This is a genomic window from Rhizobium sp. A37_96 (genome assembly GCF_053521765.1).
Genome location: NZ_JBNWDS010000001.1, coordinates 808,771 through 831,812, shown reverse-complemented (window position 1 = coordinate 831,812; position 23,042 = coordinate 808,771). Strand labels below are relative to the sequence as shown.

The window sequence follows — 23,042 nt, the reverse complement described above, 5'->3', positions numbered from 1 at the left end:
GCACAGAAATTGCTTGCGTTTATTCTTTGCCGGGTTTCAATGACCGGGCATCGGCATGATGTGGTGTGTGGAGAGGCAGATGGCAATGACGGCGGCAGGCACAAGACCGCAGCGGGCGCGTGGTCGCGGCCATCTTGCGGCCAAGTGGCTGGGCGGCCGAACGCGCCTTGCCGAGCTCTATCAGGAGGGGGCGGCCAAGATCCGATTGCCCGAGACCTTCGACCACTCGATAGAAGCAGTCATCATCAACACGGCAGGCGGCCTGACCGGCGGCGACCGGATGGACTGGAGCGTCGTTGCCGCGCCGGGCACGCGCATCGATGTGACGACGCAGGCCTGCGAAAAGATCTACAAGGCTTCGGCCGGCACGGCCGAGGTGGAGACGTCGATCAAGGTCGGCAGCGGCGCGAGGGTCGATTGGCTGCCGCAGGAGACGATCCTGTTCGACCGCGCCTCGCTTTCGCGTGCGTTGAACGTCGAGCTTGACGACACGGCGGAATTCCTGGCCGTCGAGGCGATCCTGCTCGGGCGGAAAGCCATGGGCGAAGCGATGGAGCAGGGGCTGTTCCGCGACCGCTGGCGCATCCGTCGCGGCGGCCGGCTGGTTCATGCCGAGGAGCTGCGCCTAGACGGCGATGTCGCCGGATTGACGGCCAAGGCGGCCGTGTTGAGCGGTCAGGTTGCCTTTGCGACCCTGCTTTATGTCGGGCCGCAGGCCGAAACCTATCTTGGCCGGATCCGGCCCCTCCTCGAAACCCATATGGGAGGCGCCAGCCAGTGGGGCGAAAAGCTCGTCGTGCGGCTCGCCGCCGCCGATGGCTTCGCGCTCAGAAAAATCCTCATCCCGATCATTTCAGCCTTGCGCAATGGAGCGCCTGTGCCGAAAGTCTGGAACCTGTAGTCCCCGGAGGTAGATGACTTTAGGCCCGCTTGACCTGAAATCATCCGGCTCCAAAATCAAAGAAGCGGAGCATGATGCCGTCCGAAACCCGCTCACACTTTTCGGCGTCGCGCTCTGAAAACCGCAATCACATAGGTAGGCGATGAACCTCACTCCGAGAGAAAAAGACAAGCTGCTGATTTCCATGGCGGCAATGGTGGCGCGGCGGCGGCTGGAGCGCGGCGTGAAGCTCAACCATCCCGAAGCCATCGCGCTGATTACGGACTTCGTCGTCGAAGGCGCGCGCGACGGCCGGCCGGTTGCCGAGCTGATGGAGGCCGGCGCCCACGTCATTACCCGGGATCAGGTGATGGAAGGCATTGCCGAAATGATCCATGACGTTCAGGTCGAGGCGACATTTCCCGACGGGACCAAGCTCGTGACCGTCCACGAGCCGATCCGGTGAGGCTGCCATGCTGGAGCTGAGGCCTAATTGCGAATGCTGCGACAAGGATCTGCCGCCGGAAAGCAGCGAGGCGATGATCTGCACCTTCGAGTGTACGTTTTGTGCCGATTGCGCCGATAATGTCTTGGATGGCGCCTGCCCGAATTGCGGCGGTGACTTCGCCCGTCGCCCCGTCCGCCCGGTGGCGTTGCTTGCCAAATATCCTGCTTCGACCAAGCGTATTCTGAAAGCAGAGGGATGTGCGCCCGTCCGGGCCGCATGAGGAGAAAATCATGATCCCAGGTGAAATCATCGCTGCGAGCGGCGACATCGAACTCAATGCCGGAGCGCCGACCGTGTCGCTGGAGGTGTCCAATACCGGCGACAGGCCCGTGCAGGTCGGCAGCCACTATCATTTTGCCGAAACCAATGCCGGGCTTTCCTTCGATCGCGACCAGGCAAAGGGGATGCGGCTCGATATTCCCGCCGGGACGGCTGTGCGTTTCGAGCCGGGGCAGACGCGTTCCGTGACGCTGATCCCCTTGTCGGGCAAGCGCGAAGTCTACGGCTTCCGTCAGCAGGTCATGGGCAAGCTTTAGGTTTTCTTGGGGGGAATTGCATGTCGATGAAATTGCTTATGCCCGCTGCAGCTCTTGCCGCAATCCTGCTCTGCGGTTCCGCTTTTGCACAGAACGATGCGGATGAACCGAAGATCGATTGCGCCAAGGCGGAAGCGCAGACGGATCTGAACATTTGTGCCGCGCGCGATTTCGACACGGCCGACAAGGCGCTGAACGTGCAATACAAGAAGACGCGTGCTGCGATGATCGCCATCGATGCCGATCTGGACGACGATATGAAGGGAGCCGAAAAGGCGCTCATCAAGGCGCAGCGCGCCTGGGTGGACTATCGCGACGGCGAATGCGAGGCGCAAGGGTTCCAGGCGCGCGGCGGTTCCATGGAGCCCATGCTCGTTTCAGGCTGCAAGGCGGACCTGACCACGAAGCGCACCAAGGAATTGAAGGATCTCGCCGACGGGCCGGAGGGCGATCAGTGAGCGCCAGGCGCAGCGTAATGATCGTCGGCAATGGTGAGATTGCGGCAGGCTCAGCCGCCGCGATCGACGCCGCCGATCTCGTGATCCGCTTCAACGATTGCCGCTCGATGGGCGCCGGGGGCAGCCGGACGGATGTCGTCGCCGTCTGCAACACCGGCCGGCCGGCGCGCGCCATGCTCGGCTCGGCCGAGTGGCGCAAGAGCCCTGCCGTCGCTTCTGCATCGGAAATCTGGAGCGTGCGCGATCCAGGCAAATTCGCCGCGCTGCGTGCGCCGCTGGCGATCTCGCATCCGGAACTCGACGATTTCTGCGATGACTATACGGACCAGTTCGCCGCCTTCTGCCAGGCAACGGGCAAACGTCATGCGGTGATCGGCCAGTCCGTCCACGAGGGCGTCGATGCCGCGCTCGCCGACCATGATCCCGGCTCCTACGTGGTGCCGAGCAGCGGCATGATCGTCATTGCCGATGTGCTGTTGCGCCATCCGGACGACGATGTCGCCATTACCGGCTTTAGCCATACCGGCTGGGAGGAGCATCCGTTTGCCGCCGAGAAACGGCTGGTGGACGCTTATATCTCTCTCGGCCGCCTGAAACGCCTTGCCGACACGAACCTCATCTCTGCCTCCCAAGGAGACTGATTCATGCCCTACAAGATTTCCCGCGCCGCCTACGCCAACATGTTCGGACCGACGGTCGGCGACAAGGTTCGTCTCGCCGATACCGAGTTGTTCATCGAGGTGGAGAAGGATTTCACCACCTATGGCGAGGAAGTGAAGTTCGGCGGCGGCAAGGTCATTCGCGATGGCATGGGGCAGAGCCAGGTGACGCGGGCGAACGGCGCCGTCGATACCGTCATCACCAATGCGGTGATCCTCGACCATTGGGGGATCGTCAAGGCCGATATCGGCCTGAAGGACGGCCGCATCGTCGCGATCGGCAAGGCCGGCAATCCGGATACGCAGCCTGATGTCAACATCATCGTCGGACCGGGCACGGAGGCGATCGCGGGCGAGGGCAAGATCGTCACCGCCGGCGGCATGGACAGCCATATCCATTTCATCTGCCCGCAGCAGATCGAGGAAGCGCTGATGTCGGGCATCACCACCATGCTTGGCGGCGGCACCGGCCCGGCGCATGGGACGCTGGCGACGACCTGCACGCCGGGTCCCTGGCACCTGGCGCGCATGATCGAATCCTTCGACGCCTTTCCCATGAACATCGGCCTGTCGGCCAAGGGCAACGCGTCTCTGCCGGCGGCGCTGGAGGAAATGGTGCTCGGCGGCGCTTGCGCATTGAAGCTGCATGAGGATTGGGGCACGACGCCAGCGGCGATCGACTGCTGCCTCAGCGTTGCCGACGAATACGATGTCCAGGTGATGATTCACACGGATACGTTGAACGAAAGCGGCTTCGTGGAAGACACGATCGGCGCCATCAAGGGCCGTACGATCCATGCCTTCCACACGGAAGGCGCCGGCGGCGGCCACGCGCCCGACATCATCAAGATCTGCGGTCAGTCGAACGTCATTCCCTCCTCGACCAATCCGACGCGGCCCTACACGGTTAATACCATCGCCGAGCATCTGGACATGCTGATGGTGTGCCATCACCTGTCTCCGTCGATCCCCGAGGATATCGCCTTTGCCGAAAGCCGCATCCGCAAGGAGACGATCGCGGCGGAGGATATTCTCCATGATATCGGCGCATTCTCGATCATTTCATCGGACAGCCAGGCCATGGGCCGCGTCGGAGAAGTGGCGATCCGCACCTGGCAGACCGCCGACAAGATGAAGCGCCAGCGTGGCCGACTGGCCCAGGAGATTGGCGACAACGACAATTTCCGCGTGAAGCGCTACATCGCAAAATATACGATCAACCCGGCGATCGCGCACGGCGTCAGCCATGAGGTCGGGTCGATCGAGGTCGGCAAGCGTGCCGATCTGGTTCTCTGGAACCCGGCCTTCTTCGGCGTGAAGCCCGAGATGATCCTGCTCGGCGGCTCCATCGCCGCGGCACCCATGGGCGATCCGAATGCCTCGATCCCGACGCCGCAGCCGATGCACTACCGGCCGATGTTCGGCGCCTACGGCAAGAACCGGACGAATTCCTCCGTGACCTTCGTTTCCCAGGCCGCGTTCGATGCCGGGCTTGCCGGCAAGCTCGGCATCGCCAAGACGCTGCTGCCCGTCCGGAACACGCGCGGCGGCATCTCAAAGGCGTCGATGATCCACAACAACCTGACGCCGCATATCGAGGTGGATCCGGAAACCTACGAGGTGCGCGCGGACGGCGAACTTCTGACCTGCGAACCGGCGATGATGCTGCCGATGGCGCAACGCTATTTCCTCTTCTGAGGATCTTTTGGCCATCAGCCATCGGCGAATGTGAAAGCCCCGGCAATCCGGGGCTTTTCTTCTGCTGCGCACTGAATACAGCATTATCGAAGATGGGAAGCGGCGGCGCCGCGGTGTCGCATTCTTGTCGGCAAACTGGATTTTGCGGGTGTGTGCTTCCTGCTGTTCACAACTTGGGAAATGCCGCGCATTTTAATCATTGCATTAAAGACCTGGAAGCGTCTTGGCCCCTATCTCACATGTTCGAAACGGTGGGCTGAGGAAGGTGAATCGCATGAAACAATGGATTTCGCTGCAGGCCGAACTCGGTAACTTTCAGCAGCGACGTGCGATTTTTATTTTCGCGCTTAAGATGAGTTTTGTCGCCGTCATCATGTCGCTTGCGATCATTCTGACGTTATTGCTCGTGCTGCAATGGCTCGATCTTCTGCCGCTGCCGATTCTGGAGGCGATGCGCCTCGGCGTTCTCCTGGCCTGGATCATCGGCGGAACCGTGTCCGGCGCGCTGGCGATGCTGGCCGGCTTTTCGATCCACAAGCTTGCCGTTTCCCGCGCCGAGTTCGAGCGGTTGAGCCGCACAGATACGCTGTCCGGCCTCCTCAACCGCCGCGCCTTCACCGAAGCGTTGAACATGGCTGGGGACGGCGCGTCTCTGGTGATCTTCGATGTCGACCGCTTCAAGACCATCAACGATCGCTTCGGGCACGCATCCGGCGATGCCGTGATCGTTGCCGTGTCGCAGATGTTTTCGGATGTCTTTGTTGGAAACGACGTCGTTGCGCGGCTCGGCGGGGAGGAGTTCGGTGCCATCATCCACGGCGGCGATACGGCGGAGCGCATCGCCCGCGTCGAAGAGGTCAAGGAGCAGATTGCCGGGCATTCGATTTCTGTCGATGGCGGGTCGGTGAAGATCACCATTTCCGCCGGCATCGCCGATATCGGCAAAGATCGCAAGACGGAGACCGTCTATGCCGCGGCCGACAAGGCCCTTTATCTGGCCAAGACGCTCGGCCGAAACCGCGTCATGCACGAGCGCGAGCGACTGTCCCAGGTCTGGCAACGCTGTGCGACCGAGCACGAACAGGAAGCGACGACCGATGTGAGGGAATTGCAACGGTATGTGCAGCGGATGTAGTCGCGCCAAGCGCCATAGCCGCTTGCACTGAGGGCGACTATTTTGCATGGTCTGACAAAGCTCTCATTTGGAACCGCCATGCAACGCGTTACCTCCTATCTGCCGGCCGGCACCCCTTCCTCCAATCCGATCGATCGCGTCGTGCTGCCGCACGATCTGCGCCATTTGCGCCGCAAGCTGCTGCATCTCGAAAACGGCGAGATGGTCATGCTCGACCTCAAGGAGCCGGTGCTGTTCGCCAGTGGCGATCTGCTGGTGCGCGAGGATGGCGAGCTGATCGAGATCGTGGCTGCGGACGAAAAGCTCTTCGAGATCCGTCCGCGCGACCGCAGGCATCTGATCGAACTTGCCTGGCATCTCGGCAACCGGCATCTTTCCGCACAGATCGAGGAAGAGCGCATCCTAATCCTGCGCGATCATGTGATCCGCTCCATGCTCGAAGGGCTGGGCGCGACGGTGAGCGAAGTGAGCGAGCCTTTCCAGCCTGCCCGCGGCGCTTATCATTCCCATGGCGGCCATTCGCATGGCCACGGCCAGCATCATGACCATGGGCACGATCACCACGACCACTCGCATGATTGAACGCCGATGACCGATACGGCGGTGACGGACAATAGCGATCTGCAGGCGCTCCTGCGGTTGATGGCTTGGCTGTCGCCCGCGTTTCCGGTGGGATCCTTCGCCTATTCCGGCGGCCTGGAGCGTGCCGTCCACGACGGCCTGGTAGGCGACGGCATCGGGCTCAAGGATTGGATCGAGGCCCTCATCCGGCATGGTTCGGTGTGGAATGACGCGGTGCTGCTGGCCGAGGCGCATCGCGCCGGTGGGGACATGACGCGGCTTGCAGCCGTTGCCGAACTTGCCGAGGCGCTGGCGGGCTCGAAAGAGCGCCATAACGAGACCATGCTGCTTGGCGATGCCTTCCTCTCGGCCGCGGGCGCCTGGCCGCACGAGATCTTTTCCATGCTTCCGGCAAGGACGGCTTATCCGGTTGCGGTAGGGGCCGTCGCGGGAGCGCATGGCATCCCGGCCGAAAAGGCCACCGCCGCGTTCCTGCATGCGCTCGCCTCACAGATGGTTTCGGCCGGTATCCGCCTCGGCGTCGGCGGACAGAGGGAAGGCGTCGCAATCCTTGCGCGGCTGGAGGATCTCCTTGCCGATGTGGCGCGGCGCGCAGCGCACTCAAGCCTTGATGAACTCGGCTCGGCGAGCGTCCACGCGGACATTGCGAGCCTGAGGCATGAAACCCAGGGCACTCGGCTCTTTCGTTCGTGATGTCCATTGCCGGGAAAATACTGAAATCGAAGCACGGCCTACGTCATTCGCCGCTGTGCGGCGGCGGGGTGCTTCGCTATGCTATCGCTTTATCGGAGTTGCGAGCATGAAATCGAGAAATGGACCCTTGCGCGTCGGCATCGGCGGCCCGGTCGGTTCGGGCAAGACGGCGCTGACGGAGAAGCTGTGCAAGGCGATGCGCGACGAGTATTCCGTCGCCGTCGTCACCAACGATATCTACACGACCGAGGACGCCGAGGCGCTGGTGCGGATGCAGGCGCTGACGTCGGATCGCATCGTCGGCGTCGAAACGGGCGGGTGCCCCCATACGGCAATCCGCGAAGACGCGACGATCAACCTGCAGGCTATCGCCGGCCTGAACGAGCGGCTTCCCGACCTGGACGTGGTCTTCATCGAATCCGGCGGAGACAACCTGGCGGCAACCTTCTCGCCTGACCTTGCCGACATCACCATCTACGTGATTTCGGTTTGCCAGGGCGAAGAAATCCCGCGCAAGGGTGGCCCCGGCATCACCAGATCGGACCTTCTCGTCATCAACAAGAAGGATCTGGCGCCCTTCGTGGAAGTCGATCTCGACGTGATGGATCGGGACGCGGCCCGGATGCGTCAGGCTCGTCCCTTCGTCTTTTCCGACATGAAGCGAGGCGAGGGCGTCGGCAGGATCGTCGATTTCCTAAAGGAACAGGGCGGCCTTTGAGCCGCCCCGTCATTTCTCGTATATCCAGTTAGGCCGTCTTATTCCGCCGCGAAGGGCGGGAGCTTCAGCACATTCGTGCCTGCCGGCTTTGCGCTGCGCGTGCCCCTGCTTTCCATGGCCTCCAGGCGCTCTTCCAACGTGGCGAGCGACTGCCGGTTTTCGTTGACGGCGGCCGCCAGGCCTTCCTTGGTCACGACCTCGTCATCCGCATCCTTCCTGCCGACAAGCTTGCCGAAGAGGAAGCCGAGCAGGCGCGACAGGTCGTTCATGATCAGGAAGAAGGACGGCACGACCACCAGGCTGAGCACGGTGGAGACGATGATGCCGCCGATCACGGCAATGGCCATCGGTGCGCGGAAGGAGCCGCCTTCGCCGACACCGAGGGCGGACGGCAACATGCCGGCCGACATGGCGATCGAGGTCATGATGATCGGGCGGGCCCGCTTGCGGCCGGCTTCGACGACCGCTTCCAGCCGCGGCATGCCCTGATGCATCATCTCGATGGCGAAATCGACCAGAAGGATGGCGTTCTTCGTCACGATGCCCATGAGCATCAGAATGCCAATCATGACGGGCATTGAAAGCGCGTTGCCGGTCAGGATCAATGCCAGCGCCACGCCGCCGATCGCCAAGGGCAGCGACAGCAGAATAGTGAAGGGCTGGATGATGTCCTTGAACAGCAGGATCAGCACCGTCAGAACAAGCAGAAGGCCAAGCAGCATGGCATTACCGAAGCTCTGCTGCATTTCCTTCTGGACCTTGGTGTCGCCGCTTTCCGCCAGATGCACCGTTGCCGGGATCTTGGCGTTGTTGACGATGTCGAGGAAGTGTTCGGACGCCGTATCCAGCGCCACACCCTGCGGCAGGTCGGCGCCGATGGCGACGACGCGGTAGCGGTTGTTGCGCTTGATGGAAGACAGGCCTTCCGAATAGTCGATGTCGGCAACGCTCGATAGCGGAACCGTGGTGCCCGAGGCGGTCTTGATGCGCAGGGCGCGGATCGCCGCGAGATCGCGACGCATGCCGAGCGAGGCCTGAACGCGGATCGGGATCTGGCGGTCGTCGAGCGAGATCTTCGCGAGCGAGGCGTCGATATCGCCGATGGTGGCCACGCGGATGGTATCGGAAATCATCTGCGGGGTGATGCCGAGGCGCGCGGCCTCGTCCTTGCGCGGATAGATCTGCAGTTCGGGACGCGGCAGGGCGCCGTCGGCGCTGACATTGGCGAGCGCCGGGTCGGTCCGCAGCTTGGCTTCCAGAATGCCGACGGCCTGGTTCAGATCCTTCTCGCTACGCGAGAGGAAGTTATAGGTCAGGTCGCGGTCGCCACGGTCGTTCAGCTTGGTGATGCGGACGTCGGGGATCGAGCGCAGTTTCGCAAAGACTTCTTTTTCCACGTCCCACTGCGGCCGCACGCGGCCGTGGACGGCGACCTTCGGCAAGTAAGGGCCGATGACCGGCAGCGAGCCGAGAACATCGTTCACCAGCTTCTTCGTCAGCGACTGGTCGAGCTTGCCGAGCGTCAGCGTCACGGTTGCGCGGCGCAGTTCCAGATCGCCCTTCGGCGATGCGCCGCCGAGAACGAAGACGTTTTCAACGCCGTCGATATCCTTCACGCGCCGATAGATTTCGTTGGTCGCAAGTTCCGTATCGTCGAGCCGCGCATTCGGCGGCAGTTCGGCCGACAGCACGATACGCGAGGAATCGTCCGGCGGAATGAAGCTGCCGGGGACGAACATCACGAGAGCGACAACGGAGGCGACCGAGAAGGCGAAGGCGGCAATCAGCGTCGGATAGCGCGTGTACCAGCGCTTCGTCGTCTGCCGCACCAGCCAGCTATAGCCGCGCATGAAGCGGCCGTCATTGTCGTGATGGTCTTCGACGCCATCCTCGGCGCGCATCAGATAGGCCGCCATCATCGGCGTTATCAGGCGCGCCACCAGCAGCGAGAAGAACACCGAGAAGGCGACCGTGAGGCCGAACTGGATGAAATACTGGCCCGGGATGCCCGGCATGAACGAGACGGGCACGAAGACCGCGATGATGGTGAATGTGGTCGCGATGACCGCCAGGCCGATTTCGTCGGCAGCATCGATGGCGGCCCGATATGGCGTCTTGCCCATCTTGATGTGGCGGGCGATATTTTCGATTTCGACGATGGCGTCGTCCACGAGAATACCGGTCGCCAGCGTCAGCGCCAGGAAGCTCACGAGGTTCAGCGAAAAGCCGATCTGGTGCATGACCCAGAAGGTCGGGATCGCAGACAGCGGCAACGCGACCGCCGATATCAGCGTCGCGCGCCAGTTCCGCAGGAACAGGAACACCACGATAACGGCCAGCAGGGCGCCTTCGAGCAGCGTATGCATCGCGGACTCGTAGTTGCCATAGGTATAGTAAACGGCGTCGTCGATCATCTCTATCGAGACGTTCGGGTTCTCCGCGCGTACCTTGCTGAGTGTATCGGCCACCGTCTTCGCGACCGTTACTTCGCTGGCGCCCTTGGCGCGGAACACGCCGAAGGTGACGACAGGCGCGCTGTCGAAGCGCGAGAAGGATTTCGGTTCCTGATAGGTGTCCTTGATCACGCCTAGATCGGAGAGCTTGACGAAGCGGCCGTTGGTGAGCGCGATCGTCGTATCGGCAAGCTGGGCGACATTGCGGGCGTCGCCGAGCACGCGGATCGCCTGTTCGCTGCCGGCGACCTGGCCGCGGCCGGAGCCAAGATCGATATTGGTGCTGCGCAGCTGCTGGCTCACCGAAAGCGCCGTGATACCGTAGGCGTTCAGCTTGTTCGGATCGAGCTCGATGCGCACTTCGCGGTCGGCGCCGCCGTAGCGATCGACGCGGCCGATGCCCGCCTGGCCCTGCAGGGCGCGCTTGACGGTATCGTCCACGAACCAGGACAGTTCTTCCAGCGTCATGTTCGGCGAGGAAACCGCAAAACTCTGGATCGCCTGGCCTTCGACGTCGACCTTGGAGACGATTGGCTCGTCGATCGTGGAGGGCAGGTTGCCGCGGATGCGGTCGATGGCGTCCTTGGTGTCCTGAACCGCCTGCTCCGTCGGCACTTCCAGGCGGAAGATGACCACGGTCTGCGACTGGCCGTCGGTGACGGTCGACTGGATCTCGTCGATGCCGTTGATGCCGGCGACCGCGTCTTCGACCTCCTTCGTCACCTGCATTTCGAGCTCGGCCGGCGAGGCGCCGCTCTGCGTTACGGTGACGTTGACAACCGGCACATCGATGTTCGGGAAGCGGGTGATCGGTAGATTGAAGAACGCATGCGCGCCCACCACCATCAACAGGAAGAAGCCGAGGAGCGGCGCGACCGGATTTCGGATTGACCAGGCGGAGAAGTTCATCTTGCCGTTCTCGCTCAGTTGGAGGCTTGCGACGCGTCGCGCACGGGCGTGATGTGATCGCCGTCGCGAACGTAGGCACCGGCCTTGGCGACGACTTCGTCGCCCGCCTTGAGGCCGTTGAGAATCTCGACGTAACCGCCGTCCTGAATGCCGGTCTCGACATTCACGAACTTGACCACGCCGTTGTCGACCTTGCGGGCGGAGGAGCCGTTTTCATCGCTGTTGACGGCCGTCAGGGGCAGGGCGACGCCATCCTCCTGGCGAATGATGATCTCGGCGCTGCCATACATGCCGGCGCGAGCCTTCTCGCCATCGTCGATGGAGATATGCACCGCGCCGAGACGGGTGACAGGATCGACGATCGGCGCAACGAGACGGACGGCTCCGGCAAGCTTCTCGCGGCTGCCGGAAAGCGCCATGAGAGCCTTCTGCCCGATGGCGATCTTGGTAATGTCGCTCTCGGACACATCGACCACCAGTTCGAGCTGGCTTTCGCGGATGATGGTGAAGAGCGGATCGCCATTGCCATTGGCGATGGCGCCGACGCGGGCGTTGCGCGAGGCGACGGTGCCCGCAACGGGGGTCTTGATGCCGGTGCGGGCAAGCTTGAGGTCGGTGTCGGCGATCTGGCTGTCCGTGACCTTGAGGTCGGCCTCGGCAACCGCGATCGCCTGTTCGGCGGAAACCACGCGCGCCTTGTTGGCGGCGGCGGCAGCCGTCGCCTGCTCGACCGAGGAGGTCGATACCGTGCCCTTGGCGCCCATGGCGACGGCTCGGATCCGCTGCAATTCCGCTTCTTCCGCATTGGCGCGAGCCTCGGTGAGCTGCGCGCGCAGCTGTGCAAGGCTTGCCTCGCCCTTGGCCCGGGTCGCTCCCATCTGGCTCTTCTGCAGGATCAGCGCATCGTCGTTCAGCGTGGCGAGCGTGCTGTTCGCATCGACCTTGTCGCCGACATCGGCATTGAGCGAGCGGATGGAGAGGCCATCGACCTGCGGCTGGATATAAACCTCCTCGACCGCCTTCACGGTGCCGGTCGCAACGACCTTGTCGGTCAGGTGGCGGATCGCGGCTGCCGTGATGACGATCGCGGGCAGGTTCTGCTTCGGCGTGGTAACGGCTGGCTGCTCTGCCAGCGCGGCGGGTGCCGAAAGCAGGGAAAGCAGGATTGCGGTCGTGCTCAGAAGTCTAAACGGCGTGAGGGCCATGCGTCCGGTTCCAGTTCGGCATTTGGTAAATGGGATTTCGCTGTTTTCCGTCGCGAACACGGGGGATCAATGCATGCGAGCCGGCTTACCCGGTGGATTACTGCATAATTCTTTAAATCGGAATCGATTTAAGGATAAAATTATGCAGCAAATTTAAAGTGTTACAGCGACCTTTGCGCGTCATATTTGACGTGCGGCGCTGTAATATCCGTCTGTCATGCGTTGCGGGTCCCTCATCCTAAAATCGCCTTGTAGATGGGAGCGGTTTTCAATTCTCGCAAGATCACGAGAAAATGATTTCGCGGGTATTTCTATCCTTCGCAACCTTGCGAAGCAATCACGGCATTGTGATGTCAGCATTCGAATAGTTGATGGCCGAGGGCTTTTCAGCCAAATGCTGCAAGAAAGCCAGCCTTTTGTTGCTGCTGTTACAAAATGAAAAAAACGCGCGAGGCCGGAACCTCGCGCGTTTCAGTGGCTGGAAGCGGTTTGAGACTACTTCAGCGCGGCGTCCGTGATCTCATGCGTATAGGCGCCGGACGGCTTCTTGGTGATGATCTTCTGATCGAGCAGGGCTTCGATCGTGCGGTCGTAAAGCTTCATGTCGAGCTTGCCGCTGCCGATCAGCTTGGCGACTTCGCCTGCCATGCGCTTCTGGTGGTTTTCATCCTGACCGCCGTTGTCCATGACGATCTCGGCGGCTTCGTCCGGATGTTCGACGGCGTATTTCCAGCCCTTCATCGAAGCGCGAACGAACTTCACCATGTCGGCCTTGAACTTCGCGTCCTTCAGCTTGTCTTCCTTGACGTAGAGACCGTCTTCCAGAAGGTCGTTGCCGAGCTTGGTATAGTTGAAGACAGTCAGGTCTTCCGCCTTGAAACCGGCATCGATCGCCTGCCAGTATTCATTATAGGTCATGACGGAGATGCAGTCGGCCTGCTTCTGGACGAGCGGCTGCACGTCGAAGCTCTGCTTCAGCACGTTGACGCCATCCTTGCCGCCGTCGGTTTTCAGGCCGAGCTTGTGCATCCAGGCGAAGAACGGATACTCGTTGCCGTAGAACCAGACGCCGAGGGTGTGTCCCTTGAAATCCTTCTCCGTCTTGACCGGGCCGTCCTTGGGGCAGATCAGCTCCAGGCCGGACTTGTCGAAGGGCTGGGCGATGTTGACCAGCGGCACGCCTTTCTCGCGGGCAACCAGCGCACCGCCCATCCAGTCGACGATGACATCGGCGCCGCCGCCGGCGATCACCTGTTCGGGAGCGATATCCGGGCCGCCCGGCTTGATATCGACATCGAGGCCTTCCTCCTTGTAGAAGCCCTTGTCCTTGGCGACGAAGTAGCCGCCGAACTGGCCCTGGGCCACCCATTTCAGCTGCAGCGTCACCTTGTCCGCTGCCATTGCAGCCTGGGTGGCGGCGAGCGTCATTGCGCTCGCCATCAATGCAAACATTATTTTTTTCATGTCTTCACCCTTTTCCCTCTGGAGTTATGCCTTGATCCCTTGAGGAGATCCTGGATTACGTCTGCCCACCACGGATAGACGGATGCCAGAACGTCACCATTCGTTCGATGATGGCGACGATACCGTAGAAGACGGAGCCTGCGATCGCGGCAACCGCGATTTCGGCCCAGACCATGTCGAGGTTCAACCGGCCGTTTTCGGTTGAAATGCGGAAGCCCATGCCCGACATGGGCGTGCCGAAGAATTCCGCCACGATGGCACCAATCATTGCCAGGGTCGAGTTGATCTTCAGCGCGTTGAAAATAAAGGGGGCGGCTGCAGGCAGGCGCAGCTTGAACAGGGTCTGCCAGTAGCTCGATGCGTAGGTGCGCATCAGGTCGCGTTCCATGTTGCCGGCGGCGGTGAGGCCCGTCACGGTGTTCACCAGCATCGGGAAGAACGTCATGATGACGACGACGGCGGCCTTGGACTGCCAATCGAAGCCGAACCACATGACCATGATCGGTGCGACGCCGATGATGGGTAGCGCCGAGACGAAATTGCCGATCGGCAGCAGACCGCGGCGCAGGAAGGCGAAGCGATCCGCGAGGATGGCAACGACGAAGCCGCTGGCGCAGCCGATGACGTAGCCGATCAGGACCGACGTCAGGATCGTCTGGCGAACGTCGATCCAGAGCGTCGGCAGCGAATTGGCGATTCTGACGCCGATGGCGCTGGGCGGCGGCAGCAGAACCAGGGAAACGCCGGCGCCGCGCGTGACCGCTTCCCAGATGATCAGGATCCATACGCCGAAGACCGCCGGGATCAGCAGGCGCAGCGCGTAGTTGCAGGCAGTCGATTGCGCGCGCATCGAGGACAGGACGGAAACGCATCTCCACGCCAGCAGCCATGCGGCTGCAATCAGAATGAAGAAGGATATCTGTGCCGTGCCTTCATTGCCGGAAACCCCCGACAGCAGCAGCCATGCCGCAGCATGCGCCCCGAAGAAGAGGATCGCCGCGCACAGGTCCTTTGAGATATTCATGAAGGAGAAGGCGGCGGCGGCGGCAATGAGAATGAAAACGACAAACGTCGTTCCGCTGCTGACGGGCGCGGCGGCATCGGCGCCAAGCAGCGGCAGCGCGGGGATCGCCACAAGACAGAGAAAAAGGGAGAGCGCGCCCTGCCAGGAAAAATGAAAATGCTTCATGCCGTTCTGCCTCCCATCGAACGGTCGACGATGCGGGCAGCGATGCTGACGATGCCGACGAGAATTGCCGCAAGAACGGAGCCGGCGACCAGCGCTGCCCAGATGTCGATCGTCTGGCTGTAGTAGGAGCCCGCGAGCAACTTCGCCCCGATGCCGGCAACCGCGCCCGTGGGAAGCTCGCCGACGATCGTGCCGACGAGGCTTGCGGCGATGGCGACCTTCATGGAGGTGAAGAGGAATGGGATCGAAGCGGGTACGCGCAGTTTCCAGAAGGTCTGCCAGGAGCTCGCATTGTAGGTGCGCATCAGGTCGAGATGCATGATTTCCGGCGAACGCAGGCCTTTTGTCATGCTGACGGTGACGGGAAAGAATGAGAGATAGGTCGAAATGAGAGCCTTGGGGATCAGTCCGTCTATGCCGAGGGCGCTGAAGACGACGATGATCGTCGGTGCGATGGCAAGGATCGGTATGGTTTGCGACGCGATGATCCAGGGCATGAGGCTGCGGTCGAGCGCGACGAGATGAACGATGCCGACCGCAAAGAGGATGCCGAGGATGGTGCCGAAGGCAAAGCCGACCGCCGTCGGAGCCAGGGTGACCCAGGCGTTATAGACGAGACTGCGGTTGCTTGTGGGCACTCGCAGGAACGTGTTTTCGAAGACGTTCTGCGCGACCTGATGCGGCGCAGGCAGCGTTGGCTTCGGCTGAGACAGCGTCTTGCCGATGAATTCCACCATCGTTGGCGCAACATTGCCGCGCCGGTCGATATCGCGCTGGAACGGCGCGTTGAGCAGAAAGGCGAAGACGTACCAAAGCAGGAGGATTGCGAGCACGATGGTCGTGACCGGCAGGAACTTGTGCTTGAAGAACTGTTCCTTTTCCATGCTCATGCCCTTCCTTGCGCGGGAAGCAGCATGAGCGCCATGGCAACGATGCCCAAGCCCACGCCGGCAAGCTGCTGCAGGCTTAGCCGCTCGCCGAAAACCATGAAGGCGATGATGTTGACGACGACGAGCTGTGCGATGGAAGAGGCCGAGATGGCCAGGCCAAGCCCACCTTCCCGCATCAGCCGAACCATCATCAGGTTCCCGACGCAATAGAGAACGAGCGCCAGAATCAGGACCAGTATGTTGTTGTTGGTAATATAGGCGCGCGAGGCGGTCGCGCCGCTGATGAAGATCGCCATCGCGCCGGCGAGCCAAAGGAGGAATTGCGGGTTCATAACGCGCCTCCTGTCATGGGAAGGCCCCTTATCCGGCTTGTTGGCCACCTTCTCCCGGTGTCCCGCAGTTGGGTTAGGGTGACGGGAGGTCGCGTGACGGCGCTATGTATCGACCTATTCTTCATAGCTGTGCCCCGCTCTCAGACCTTCCCGCACGCGATGGGCGATTTCCAGGAATTCCGGCGTTTCGCGAATGCCGAGCGGCCGTTCCGTCGGGAGCGTCGATTCGATGACGTCGGCGACACGGCCGGGACGCGGCGACATGACCACGATCCTGGTCGAAAGGTAGACGGCTTCCGGGATGGAGTGGGTGACGAAGCATATGGTCTTGTTCGTCCGCTTCCACAGCTTCAGCAACTGTTCGTTCAGGTGGTCGCGCACGATTTCGTCGAGAGCGCCGAAGGGCTCGTCCATCAGCAGGAGGTCGGCATCGAAGGCCAGCGCGCGGGCAATGGAGGCGCGCTGCTGCATGCCGCCCGAGAGCTGCCAGGGAAATTTATGTTCGAAGCCGTTGAGGTTGACGAGTTCGAGCGTCTGGGCGATGCGCCTGGCCTGCTCGCCCTTGTCATATCCCATGATTTCGAGCGGCAGGGCGATGTTCTTCTCGATCGTGCGCCAGGGATAGAGTGCCGCGGCCTGGAAGACGTAGCCGTAGGCGCGAGCCTTGCGGGCGTCTTCCGGCGACATGCCGTTGACGGTGATATCACCCGAGGTCTTGCGCTCGAGATCGGCGACCACACGCAGGAAGGTGGTCTTGCCGCAGCCGGACGGACCGATGAAGGAGACGAAATCACCCTTGCGTACATCGAGATCGACGTTGCTCAGCGCGTGCACCGGCCCGTCGTTCGTATTGTAGGTGAGACAGAGATTCCGCGCGGAGACGACGGAGGAAGCGGATGACGTCATTAACACCTACCAGTCCTGTTTTCGCCGCGCGGTCGGGGCGGATTGCGTGTTATCCTGCTTGGCATTGCGGCCTGGATTGGCGAGGGTGCCTTGCGGCTGCGAAATCCAGGGGAGCAATGCCATGAGTGTTTCATCGAAGCCCACCTGCCATGTCGTGCGGCCCGGCAATGCCTATGCCGGAAAACAGGGCTTCAACTATTTCGAAGGGATCGCCGCCGAGACAGTGGGCTCGACGGGGATCTGCATGCATCTTCTGACCATTCCGCCGGGCGCCCGCGCCAAGGCGCATCTTCATGCCTCGCATGAGACGGCGATCTACGCGATTTCCGGGGAGACGCATTGCTGGTTCGGGGACGAACTCGAAGAGCACGTCATCGTCCGCGAGGGCGAGATGTTCTATATCCCGGCCGGCGTTCCGCATCTTCCCGCCAATCTCAGCGACCGGCCGGCGACAGCCATCATCGCCCGCACCGATCCGAACGAGCAGGAAAGCGTCGTCCTGCTGCCGGATCTGGAGCGGTATGTGCCGCGCCAAGCGGTCGATGAGCCGAGGCGTTGATGGCAAGCGTCACACCCCGCTTGCGGGGATGCCGCTGCGCTGCACCTTGCGCGGCGCGGTGACTTCCTTCCAGGTCGAAAGGGCCCGGTTGACGGCGGTAAACGGCTCGCGCCTGACGAATTCGCCGTGGCCTTCCTTTGTCTTTACAGTGCCTTCCTCGATGGCGACGACGCCGCGCGTCAGCGTGTAGCGCGGCAGGCCCGTCACCTCCTTGCCTTCGAAGACGTTGTAGTCGATCGCCGACTGCTGCGTCTTGGCGGTGATCGTCTTCGAGCGCTTCGGATCCCAGACGACGATATCGGCATCGGCGCCGACGAGGATCGCGCCCTTCCTCGGATAGACGTTGAGGATCTTGGCGATGTTGGTGGAGGTGGCGGCGACGAATTCGTTCATCGTCAGGCGGCCGGTGTTGACGCCGTAGGTCCAGAGCATCGGCATGCGATCCTCGAGGCCGCCGGTGCCGTTCGGGATCTTGGTGAAGTCGTTGAGGCCGAAGCGCTTCTGCTCCGTCGTGAAGGCGCAATGGTCGGTCGCGACCACCTGCAGCGAACCGGAGGCAAGACCGGCCCAGAGGCTGTCCTGATGCTGCTTGTTGCGGAATGGCGGGGACATGACGCGGCGGGCGGCATGGTCCCAATCCGCATTGGCATATTCGCTTTCGTCGAGCGTCAGATGCTGGATCAGCGGCTCGCCATAGACGCGCATACCCTTCTGACGGGCGCGGCGGATGGCTTCATGCGCCTGTTCGCAGGAGGTGTGGACGATATAGACGGGCGAGCCGGCCATGTCGGCGATCATGATGGCGCGGTTGGTAGCCTCGCCCTCGACCTCGGCCGGACGGGAATAGGCATGGGCCTCCGGTCCGTTGTTGCCTTCGGCCAGCAGCTTTGCCTGCATCTGCGCGACCACATCGCCGTTTTCGGCATGGACGAGCGGCAAGGCGCCAAGCTCGGCGCAGCGCTGGAACGAGGAGAACATCTCGTCGTCATCCACCATCAAGGCGCCCTTGTAGGCCATGAAGTGCTTGAAGGTATTGATGCCCTTGTCGCGGACGATGGCTTCCATCTCGTTGAAGACCTGTTCGCCCCACCAGGTAATCGCCATGTGGAAGGAGTAATCGCAGGTGGCGCGGGTGGACTTGTTGTCCCACATCGTCAGCGCCTCGAGCAGCGACTGGCCGGGCGAGGGTAGGGCGAAATCCACCACCATCGTCGTGCCGCCAGCAAGGGCCGCGCGCGTGCCGCTCTCGAAATCGTCGGAGGAATAGGTGCCCATGAACGGCATTTCGAGATGGGTATGCGGGTCGATGCCGCCGGGCATGACATAACAGCCTGAAGCATCCAGCACTTCGCTGCCCGAGAGGTTCTGCCCGATTTCGACGATCTTGCCGCCTTCGATCTTCACATCCGCCTTATAGGTCAGGTCGGCCGTGACGATGGTTCCACCCTTGATGACTGTGCTCATGGTGTCTGCTCCAAATGTGTGGGGTTCCGATGCTGGGAATCGTGGCGGTCAAGCCACGATCTCCGCCGTCTCGACGACTGCGTGGAACAGCACATCCGCGCCTGCGGCTGCCCATTCCTTGGAGATTTCTTCGGCTTCGTTGTGCGAGAGGCCGCCGACGCAGGGGCACATGACCATCGTGGCGGGCGCGACCTTGGCGGCCCAGCAGGCATCATGGCCTGCGCCGGAGATGATGTTCATGTGGCTGTAGCCGAGCCTCTCGGCGGCATTGCGCACGGAAGTCACGAGCTTCGGATCGAAAGTCACCGGTTCGAAATGACCGATGGCTTCCACGGAGCAGCCGACGCCGAGGCTGTCGCTGATCTTTTTCGCTTCCGCCTCGATCTTGGCACGCATGCGATCGAGCTTTTCCTTGTCGGGCGTGCGCAGGTCGACGGTGAAGACCACCTTGCCCGGCAGGACGTTGCGCGAGTTCGGCGAGAAGAAGACCTGGCCGACGCCGGCGACGGCGCCCGGCTGGTTTTCCATCGCCACGCTCTGCACCATCTCGACGATCCGTGACATGGCAAGGCCGGCGTTGACGCGCATGGCCATCGGCGTCGAGCCGGTATGCGCTTCCTTGCCGGTGAGCGTGAATTCCAGCCACCACAGGCCCTGACAGTGCGTGACGACACCGATGGTCTTGTCCGCGGCTTCGAGGATCGGTCCCTGCTCGATGTGATATTCGAAATAGGCGTGCATCTTGCGGGCGCCGACCTCTTCGTCGCCGAGCCAGCCGATGCGCTTCAGTTCGTCGCCATAGGTCTTGCCTTCCGGATCCTTGCGGCCATAGGCATAGTCCAGCGTATGCACGCCGGCAAAGACGCCCGAGGCCAGCATGGCGGGCGCAAAGCGCGCGCCTTCCTCGTTGGCCCAGTTGGTGACCACGATCGGATGCTTGGTCTTGATGCCGAGGTCGTTCATCGTACGGACGACTTCGAGGGCTGCGAGCACACCGAGCACGCCGTCATATTTGCCGCCGGTCGGCTGGGTGTCGAGATGCGAGCCGACATAGACCGGCAGCGCATCCGCATCGGTGCCGGCGCGGGTCGCGAACATGGTGCCCATCTTGTCGACGCCGACGGTCATGCCCGCCTTGTCGCACCAGGTCTTGAAAAGGCTGCGTCCCTCGGCGTCGGCATCCGTCAGCGTTTGACGATTGTTGCCGCCGGCGATGCCGGGGCCGATCTTCGCCATGTCCATCAGCGTATCCCAAAGGCGGTCGCCATTGATACGCATGTTTTCTCCTGGCGCTGCCACCATGATGCAATCCTCACCTGTTTGTCCTGGGGCATGCAAGGCGCATGCCCAATTGTTCCCGTTGGTCTTGTTCCGGAGCGTCGTCTTGTTTTTCTCGCCCGGAAAATCGCCAGTTGCCTTTAAGAAACATCTGACGGATAATTTGACCGATTGGTAAACATTACAACTTCCGTGGCGCGGCTCAAGACGAAAAGCACGAAAATTTCCGATAAAATTTCAGGCGATTGCCTAAATTCTATCCATCGACAGGGTGAATGAGAGCTCGGCCGAAAGGCTTGGATTTCAAGGAGAAACAGAGCACACATGGCCATCCCCAGAGCCGCCAAGACGCAGCGCCGCACCCGAATCCAGGAAGAGAAAGAGGAAATCATACTCGAGGCTGCGCTGGACGTATTTTCCGTCAGCGGCTTCCGCGGCTCGACCATCGACCAGATCGCCGAGGTGGCCGGCATGTCGAAGCCCAATCTGCTCTACTATTTCCGCACCAAGGAGGCGATGCATCGGGCGCTGATCGACCGGGTGCTGTTTACCTGGCTGGAGCCGTTGCGCGCCTTCGACGCCAACGGCAATCCCGAGAGCGAGATCCGCTCCTATATCCGTCGGAAGCTTGAAATGGCACGCGATTTTCCCCGCGAAAGCAGGCTATTCGCCAATGAGATGCTGCAGGGCGCCCCGCATGTGGAGGACGAGCTGCGCGGGCCGCTGAAAAGCCTTGTCGACGAGAAGGCGGAGGTCATCCGCGCCTGGGCCCAGGCCGGCAAGATCGCCAGATGCGATCCCTATCACCTGATCTTCTCGATCTGGTCCACGACGCAGCATTATGCCGACTTCGACGTACAGGTGCGTGCGGTACTGGGGCAGGAGCACTCGGGCGAGGGGCGATTCGAGGATGCCGCGCGCTACCTGGAGCAGCTTTTCGTCGACGGACTTCGCATTCGCCACAACTGAGCTGCGGCGCAATCTGTCCGGGGGAACGTGCCGCGCGAGGCTGATGATTCTCAGCGCCCCTCGCTAAATACTCGTCCCGTTCAATGCCGTCGTACCGGCCGGATTTCAGGCAACAGTTTCTTGAAGCCGCCTCCTCGAGCCGGCAGGCCTCCGATATTAGCGACCCCGAAATTTGTGGCAAAAAGCGGCCGCAGCAAGCTGCGACCGCCAATTCATGCCTACGCGGATTCTCCCGCCTTTATTCCGCCGCCTGCCGGGCCATCGGATTGTTCGGATGGGTCGTCCAGTTGGCGTAGTTCGGGTCGACGACCTTGCCGGTGCGCTTGTCGAGGCTGCCGGCCGGCAGGGCTTCCATGGTGATGCAGTTCTCGACGGGACAGACGCTGACGCAGAGATTGCAGCCGACGCATTCGTCGTCCATCACCTCGAAATGCCTGACGCCATCGACCATGTTGGTGATCGCCTGGTGCGAGGTATCCTCGCAGGCGATGTAGCAACGGCCGCACTTGATGCAGGCGTCCTGGTCGATCTTGGCCTTGGCAATGTAGTTGAGGTTGAGATACTGCCAGTCGGAGACATTCGGCACGGCACGGGCGATGATATCGTCCAGGCTGCGGTGGCCCTTCTCATCCATCCAGTCGGAAAGGCCCGTAATCATCTCCTCGACGATTTTGAAGCCGTAGGTCATCGCAGCCGTGCAGACCTGCACGTTGCCGGCGCCAAGCGCCAGGAATTCCGCCGCATCGCGCCAGGTGGTGATGCCGCCGATGCCGGAGATCGGCAGGCCGTAGGTATCGGGATCGCGAGCGATCTCGGCCACCATGTTGAGCGCGATCGGCTTCACCGCCGGGCCGCAATAGCCGCCATGGCTGCCCTTGCCGCCGACGGTCGGGTTCGGCGCGAAATTGTCGAGATCGACCGACACGATCGAATTGATCGTATTGATCAGCGACACGGCGTCGGTGCCGCCGGCCTTGGCGGCGCGGGCAGGCTTGCGGATGTCGGTGATATTCGGCGTCAGCTTGGTGATGACGGGCATGCGGGTGTATTGCTTGCACCAGCGCACGACCATCTCGATATATTCCGGCACCTGTCCGACGGCGGCACCCATGCCGCGCTCGGACATGCCGTGAGGACAGCCGAAGTTGAGTTCGATGCCGTCGGCTTCCGTTTCCTCGACCAGCGGCAGGATCGCCTTCCAGGCATCCTCGACGCAGGGAACCATGATCGAGGCGATGAGCGCGCGATCCGGCCAGTTTTTCTTCACCTGCTTCATTTCGCGCAGGTTGGTATAGAGGTCGCGGTCGGTGATCAGCTCGATATTGTTGAGGCCGAGCAGGCGGCGGTCGGCGCCCCAGATCGCGCCGTAGCGCGGACCGTTGACGTTGACGACCGGTGGGCCTTCCTCGCCCAGCGTCTTCCAGACCACGCCGCCCCAGCCAGCCTTGAAGGCGCGCTCGACGTTGTAGGCCTTGTCGGTCGGCGGCGCGGAGGCCAGCCAGAACGGGTTCGGGGATTTGATGCCAACGAAATTATTGCGGAGATCAGCCATGTCGG

Annotated in this window: 23 protein-coding genes; 13 read left to right on the top strand and 10 right to left on the bottom strand. The window is 61.9% G+C overall.

Features of this window, described 5'->3' with window-relative positions:
- The first annotated feature begins 79 nt into the window (after window positions 1–79).
- The 11 genes from ACQZ6J_RS04055 (at window position 80) to ureG (ending at window position 7,867) form a co-directional block, all read left to right on the top strand.
- Window positions 80–901 (top strand): urease accessory protein UreD, encoded by an 822-nt coding sequence (locus tag ACQZ6J_RS04055; protein WP_449082118.1) that lies wholly within the window; start codon window positions 80–82, stop codon window positions 899–901.
- Between the two features lie 142 nt (window positions 902–1,043).
- Complete coding sequence (locus ACQZ6J_RS04050; RefSeq protein WP_034503828.1) at window positions 1,044–1,346, top strand: urease subunit gamma; 303 nt, start codon at window positions 1,044–1,046, stop codon at window positions 1,344–1,346.
- Window positions 1,347–1,353: 7 nt separating this feature from the next.
- Complete coding sequence (locus ACQZ6J_RS04045; protein ID WP_449082115.1) at window positions 1,354–1,608, top strand: DUF1272 domain-containing protein; 255 nt, start codon at window positions 1,354–1,356, stop codon at window positions 1,606–1,608.
- A 10-nt stretch (window positions 1,609–1,618) separates the two neighbouring features.
- Entirely contained in the window at window positions 1,619–1,924 is a 306-nt protein-coding gene (locus ACQZ6J_RS04040; RefSeq protein WP_449082113.1) for an urease subunit beta, read from the top strand.
- 26 nt (window positions 1,925–1,950) lie between these two features.
- A complete protein-coding gene (locus ACQZ6J_RS04035; RefSeq protein ID WP_449082111.1) occupies window positions 1,951–2,382 on the top strand; it encodes a lysozyme inhibitor LprI family protein in 432 nt (143 codons plus the stop codon).
- A 17-nt stretch (window positions 2,383–2,399) separates the two neighbouring features.
- A complete protein-coding gene (locus ACQZ6J_RS04030; protein WP_449082768.1) occupies window positions 2,400–3,023 on the top strand; it encodes a Urease operon accessory protein in 624 nt (207 codons plus the stop codon).
- A gap of 3 nt (window positions 3,024–3,026) precedes the next feature.
- Window positions 3,027–4,739 (top strand): urease subunit alpha, encoded by a 1,713-nt coding sequence (gene ureC / locus ACQZ6J_RS04025; protein ID WP_449082109.1) that lies wholly within the window; start codon window positions 3,027–3,029, stop codon window positions 4,737–4,739.
- 274 nt (window positions 4,740–5,013) lie between these two features.
- Window positions 5,014–5,874 carry a GGDEF domain-containing protein gene (locus tag ACQZ6J_RS04020; RefSeq protein WP_449082107.1) on the top strand — a complete coding sequence of 287 codons (861 nt, stop codon included), beginning with the start codon at window positions 5,014–5,016 and terminating at the stop codon, window positions 5,872–5,874.
- A 78-nt stretch (window positions 5,875–5,952) separates the two neighbouring features.
- Window positions 5,953–6,456: an urease accessory protein UreE gene (gene ureE, locus ACQZ6J_RS04015; protein WP_449082105.1), complete on the top strand. Its 504-nt coding sequence runs from the start codon at window positions 5,953–5,955 to the stop codon at window positions 6,454–6,456.
- Between the two features lie 6 nt (window positions 6,457–6,462).
- Entirely contained in the window at window positions 6,463–7,149 is a 687-nt protein-coding gene (locus ACQZ6J_RS04010; protein WP_449082103.1) for an urease accessory protein UreF, read from the top strand.
- 106 nt (window positions 7,150–7,255) lie between these two features.
- Window positions 7,256–7,867 (top strand): urease accessory protein UreG, encoded by a 612-nt coding sequence (gene ureG / locus ACQZ6J_RS04005; RefSeq protein ID WP_449082101.1) that lies wholly within the window; start codon window positions 7,256–7,258, stop codon window positions 7,865–7,867.
- 38 nt (window positions 7,868–7,905) lie between these two features.
- Here the strand turns inward: ureG and ACQZ6J_RS04000 are convergent, their stop codons facing one another.
- The 7 genes from ACQZ6J_RS04000 to ACQZ6J_RS03970 all read right to left on the bottom strand — a co-directional run bounded on the left by ACQZ6J_RS04000 (window position 7,906) and on the right by ACQZ6J_RS03970 (window position 17,215).
- Window positions 7,906–11,229: an efflux RND transporter permease subunit gene (locus ACQZ6J_RS04000; RefSeq protein ID WP_449082099.1), complete on the bottom strand. Its 3,324-nt coding sequence runs from the start codon at window positions 11,227–11,229 to the stop codon at window positions 7,906–7,908.
- Between the two features lie 14 nt (window positions 11,230–11,243).
- Window positions 11,244–12,434, bottom strand: a complete 1,191-nt coding sequence (locus tag ACQZ6J_RS03995) for an efflux RND transporter periplasmic adaptor subunit (RefSeq protein WP_449082097.1) — start codon at window positions 12,432–12,434, stop codon at window positions 11,244–11,246.
- A gap of 495 nt (window positions 12,435–12,929) precedes the next feature.
- Complete coding sequence (locus tag ACQZ6J_RS03990; RefSeq protein ID WP_163986421.1) at window positions 12,930–13,898, bottom strand: ABC transporter substrate-binding protein; 969 nt, start codon at window positions 13,896–13,898, stop codon at window positions 12,930–12,932.
- Window positions 13,899–13,953: 55 nt separating this feature from the next.
- Window positions 13,954–15,087, bottom strand: a complete 1,134-nt coding sequence (locus tag ACQZ6J_RS03985; RefSeq protein ID WP_449082094.1) for an ABC transporter permease — start codon at window positions 15,085–15,087, stop codon at window positions 13,954–13,956.
- Window positions 15,084–15,971 carry an ABC transporter permease gene (locus tag ACQZ6J_RS03980; RefSeq protein WP_449082766.1) on the bottom strand — a complete coding sequence of 296 codons (888 nt, stop codon included), beginning with the start codon at window positions 15,969–15,971 and terminating at the stop codon, window positions 15,084–15,086. Before ACQZ6J_RS03980 ends, ACQZ6J_RS03985 begins: the two co-directional genes overlap by 4 nt.
- Before the next feature lie 2 nt (window positions 15,972–15,973).
- Window positions 15,974–16,309: a hypothetical protein gene (locus tag ACQZ6J_RS03975; RefSeq protein ID WP_163986418.1), complete on the bottom strand. Its 336-nt coding sequence runs from the start codon at window positions 16,307–16,309 to the stop codon at window positions 15,974–15,976.
- A gap of 114 nt (window positions 16,310–16,423) precedes the next feature.
- Window positions 16,424–17,215 (bottom strand): ABC transporter ATP-binding protein, encoded by a 792-nt coding sequence (locus ACQZ6J_RS03970; protein ID WP_449082092.1) that lies wholly within the window; start codon window positions 17,213–17,215, stop codon window positions 16,424–16,426.
- Between the two features lie 121 nt (window positions 17,216–17,336).
- Between ACQZ6J_RS03970 and ACQZ6J_RS03965 the strand changes: the two genes are divergently transcribed.
- Window positions 17,337–17,774, top strand: coding sequence for a cupin domain-containing protein (locus ACQZ6J_RS03965; protein WP_163986416.1), 438 nt, complete (start codon window positions 17,337–17,339; stop codon window positions 17,772–17,774).
- 9 nt (window positions 17,775–17,783) lie between these two features.
- Here ACQZ6J_RS03965 and hydA read toward each other — a convergent pair whose 3' ends face one another.
- Both hydA and ACQZ6J_RS03955 read right to left on the bottom strand, forming a co-directional pair.
- The gene (gene hydA, locus ACQZ6J_RS03960) at window positions 17,784–19,238 is read right to left on the bottom strand and encodes a dihydropyrimidinase (protein WP_449082089.1); all 1,455 of its coding nucleotides are present in this window, start codon (window positions 19,236–19,238) and stop codon (window positions 17,784–17,786) included.
- Between the two features lie 48 nt (window positions 19,239–19,286).
- Window positions 19,287–20,540, bottom strand: a complete 1,254-nt coding sequence (locus tag ACQZ6J_RS03955; RefSeq protein ID WP_449082087.1) for a Zn-dependent hydrolase — start codon at window positions 20,538–20,540, stop codon at window positions 19,287–19,289.
- 300 nt (window positions 20,541–20,840) lie between these two features.
- Between ACQZ6J_RS03955 and ACQZ6J_RS03950 the strand changes: the two genes are divergently transcribed.
- The gene (locus ACQZ6J_RS03950; RefSeq protein ID WP_163986413.1) at window positions 20,841–21,485 is read left to right on the top strand and encodes a TetR family transcriptional regulator C-terminal domain-containing protein; all 645 of its coding nucleotides are present in this window, start codon (window positions 20,841–20,843) and stop codon (window positions 21,483–21,485) included.
- Between the two features lie 238 nt (window positions 21,486–21,723).
- Here ACQZ6J_RS03950 and preA read toward each other — a convergent pair whose 3' ends face one another.
- Window positions 21,724–23,037 carry an NAD-dependent dihydropyrimidine dehydrogenase subunit PreA gene (preA, locus tag ACQZ6J_RS03945; RefSeq protein WP_163986412.1) on the bottom strand — a complete coding sequence of 438 codons (1,314 nt, stop codon included), beginning with the start codon at window positions 23,035–23,037 and terminating at the stop codon, window positions 21,724–21,726.
- Window positions 23,038–23,042: the final 5 nt, after the last annotated feature.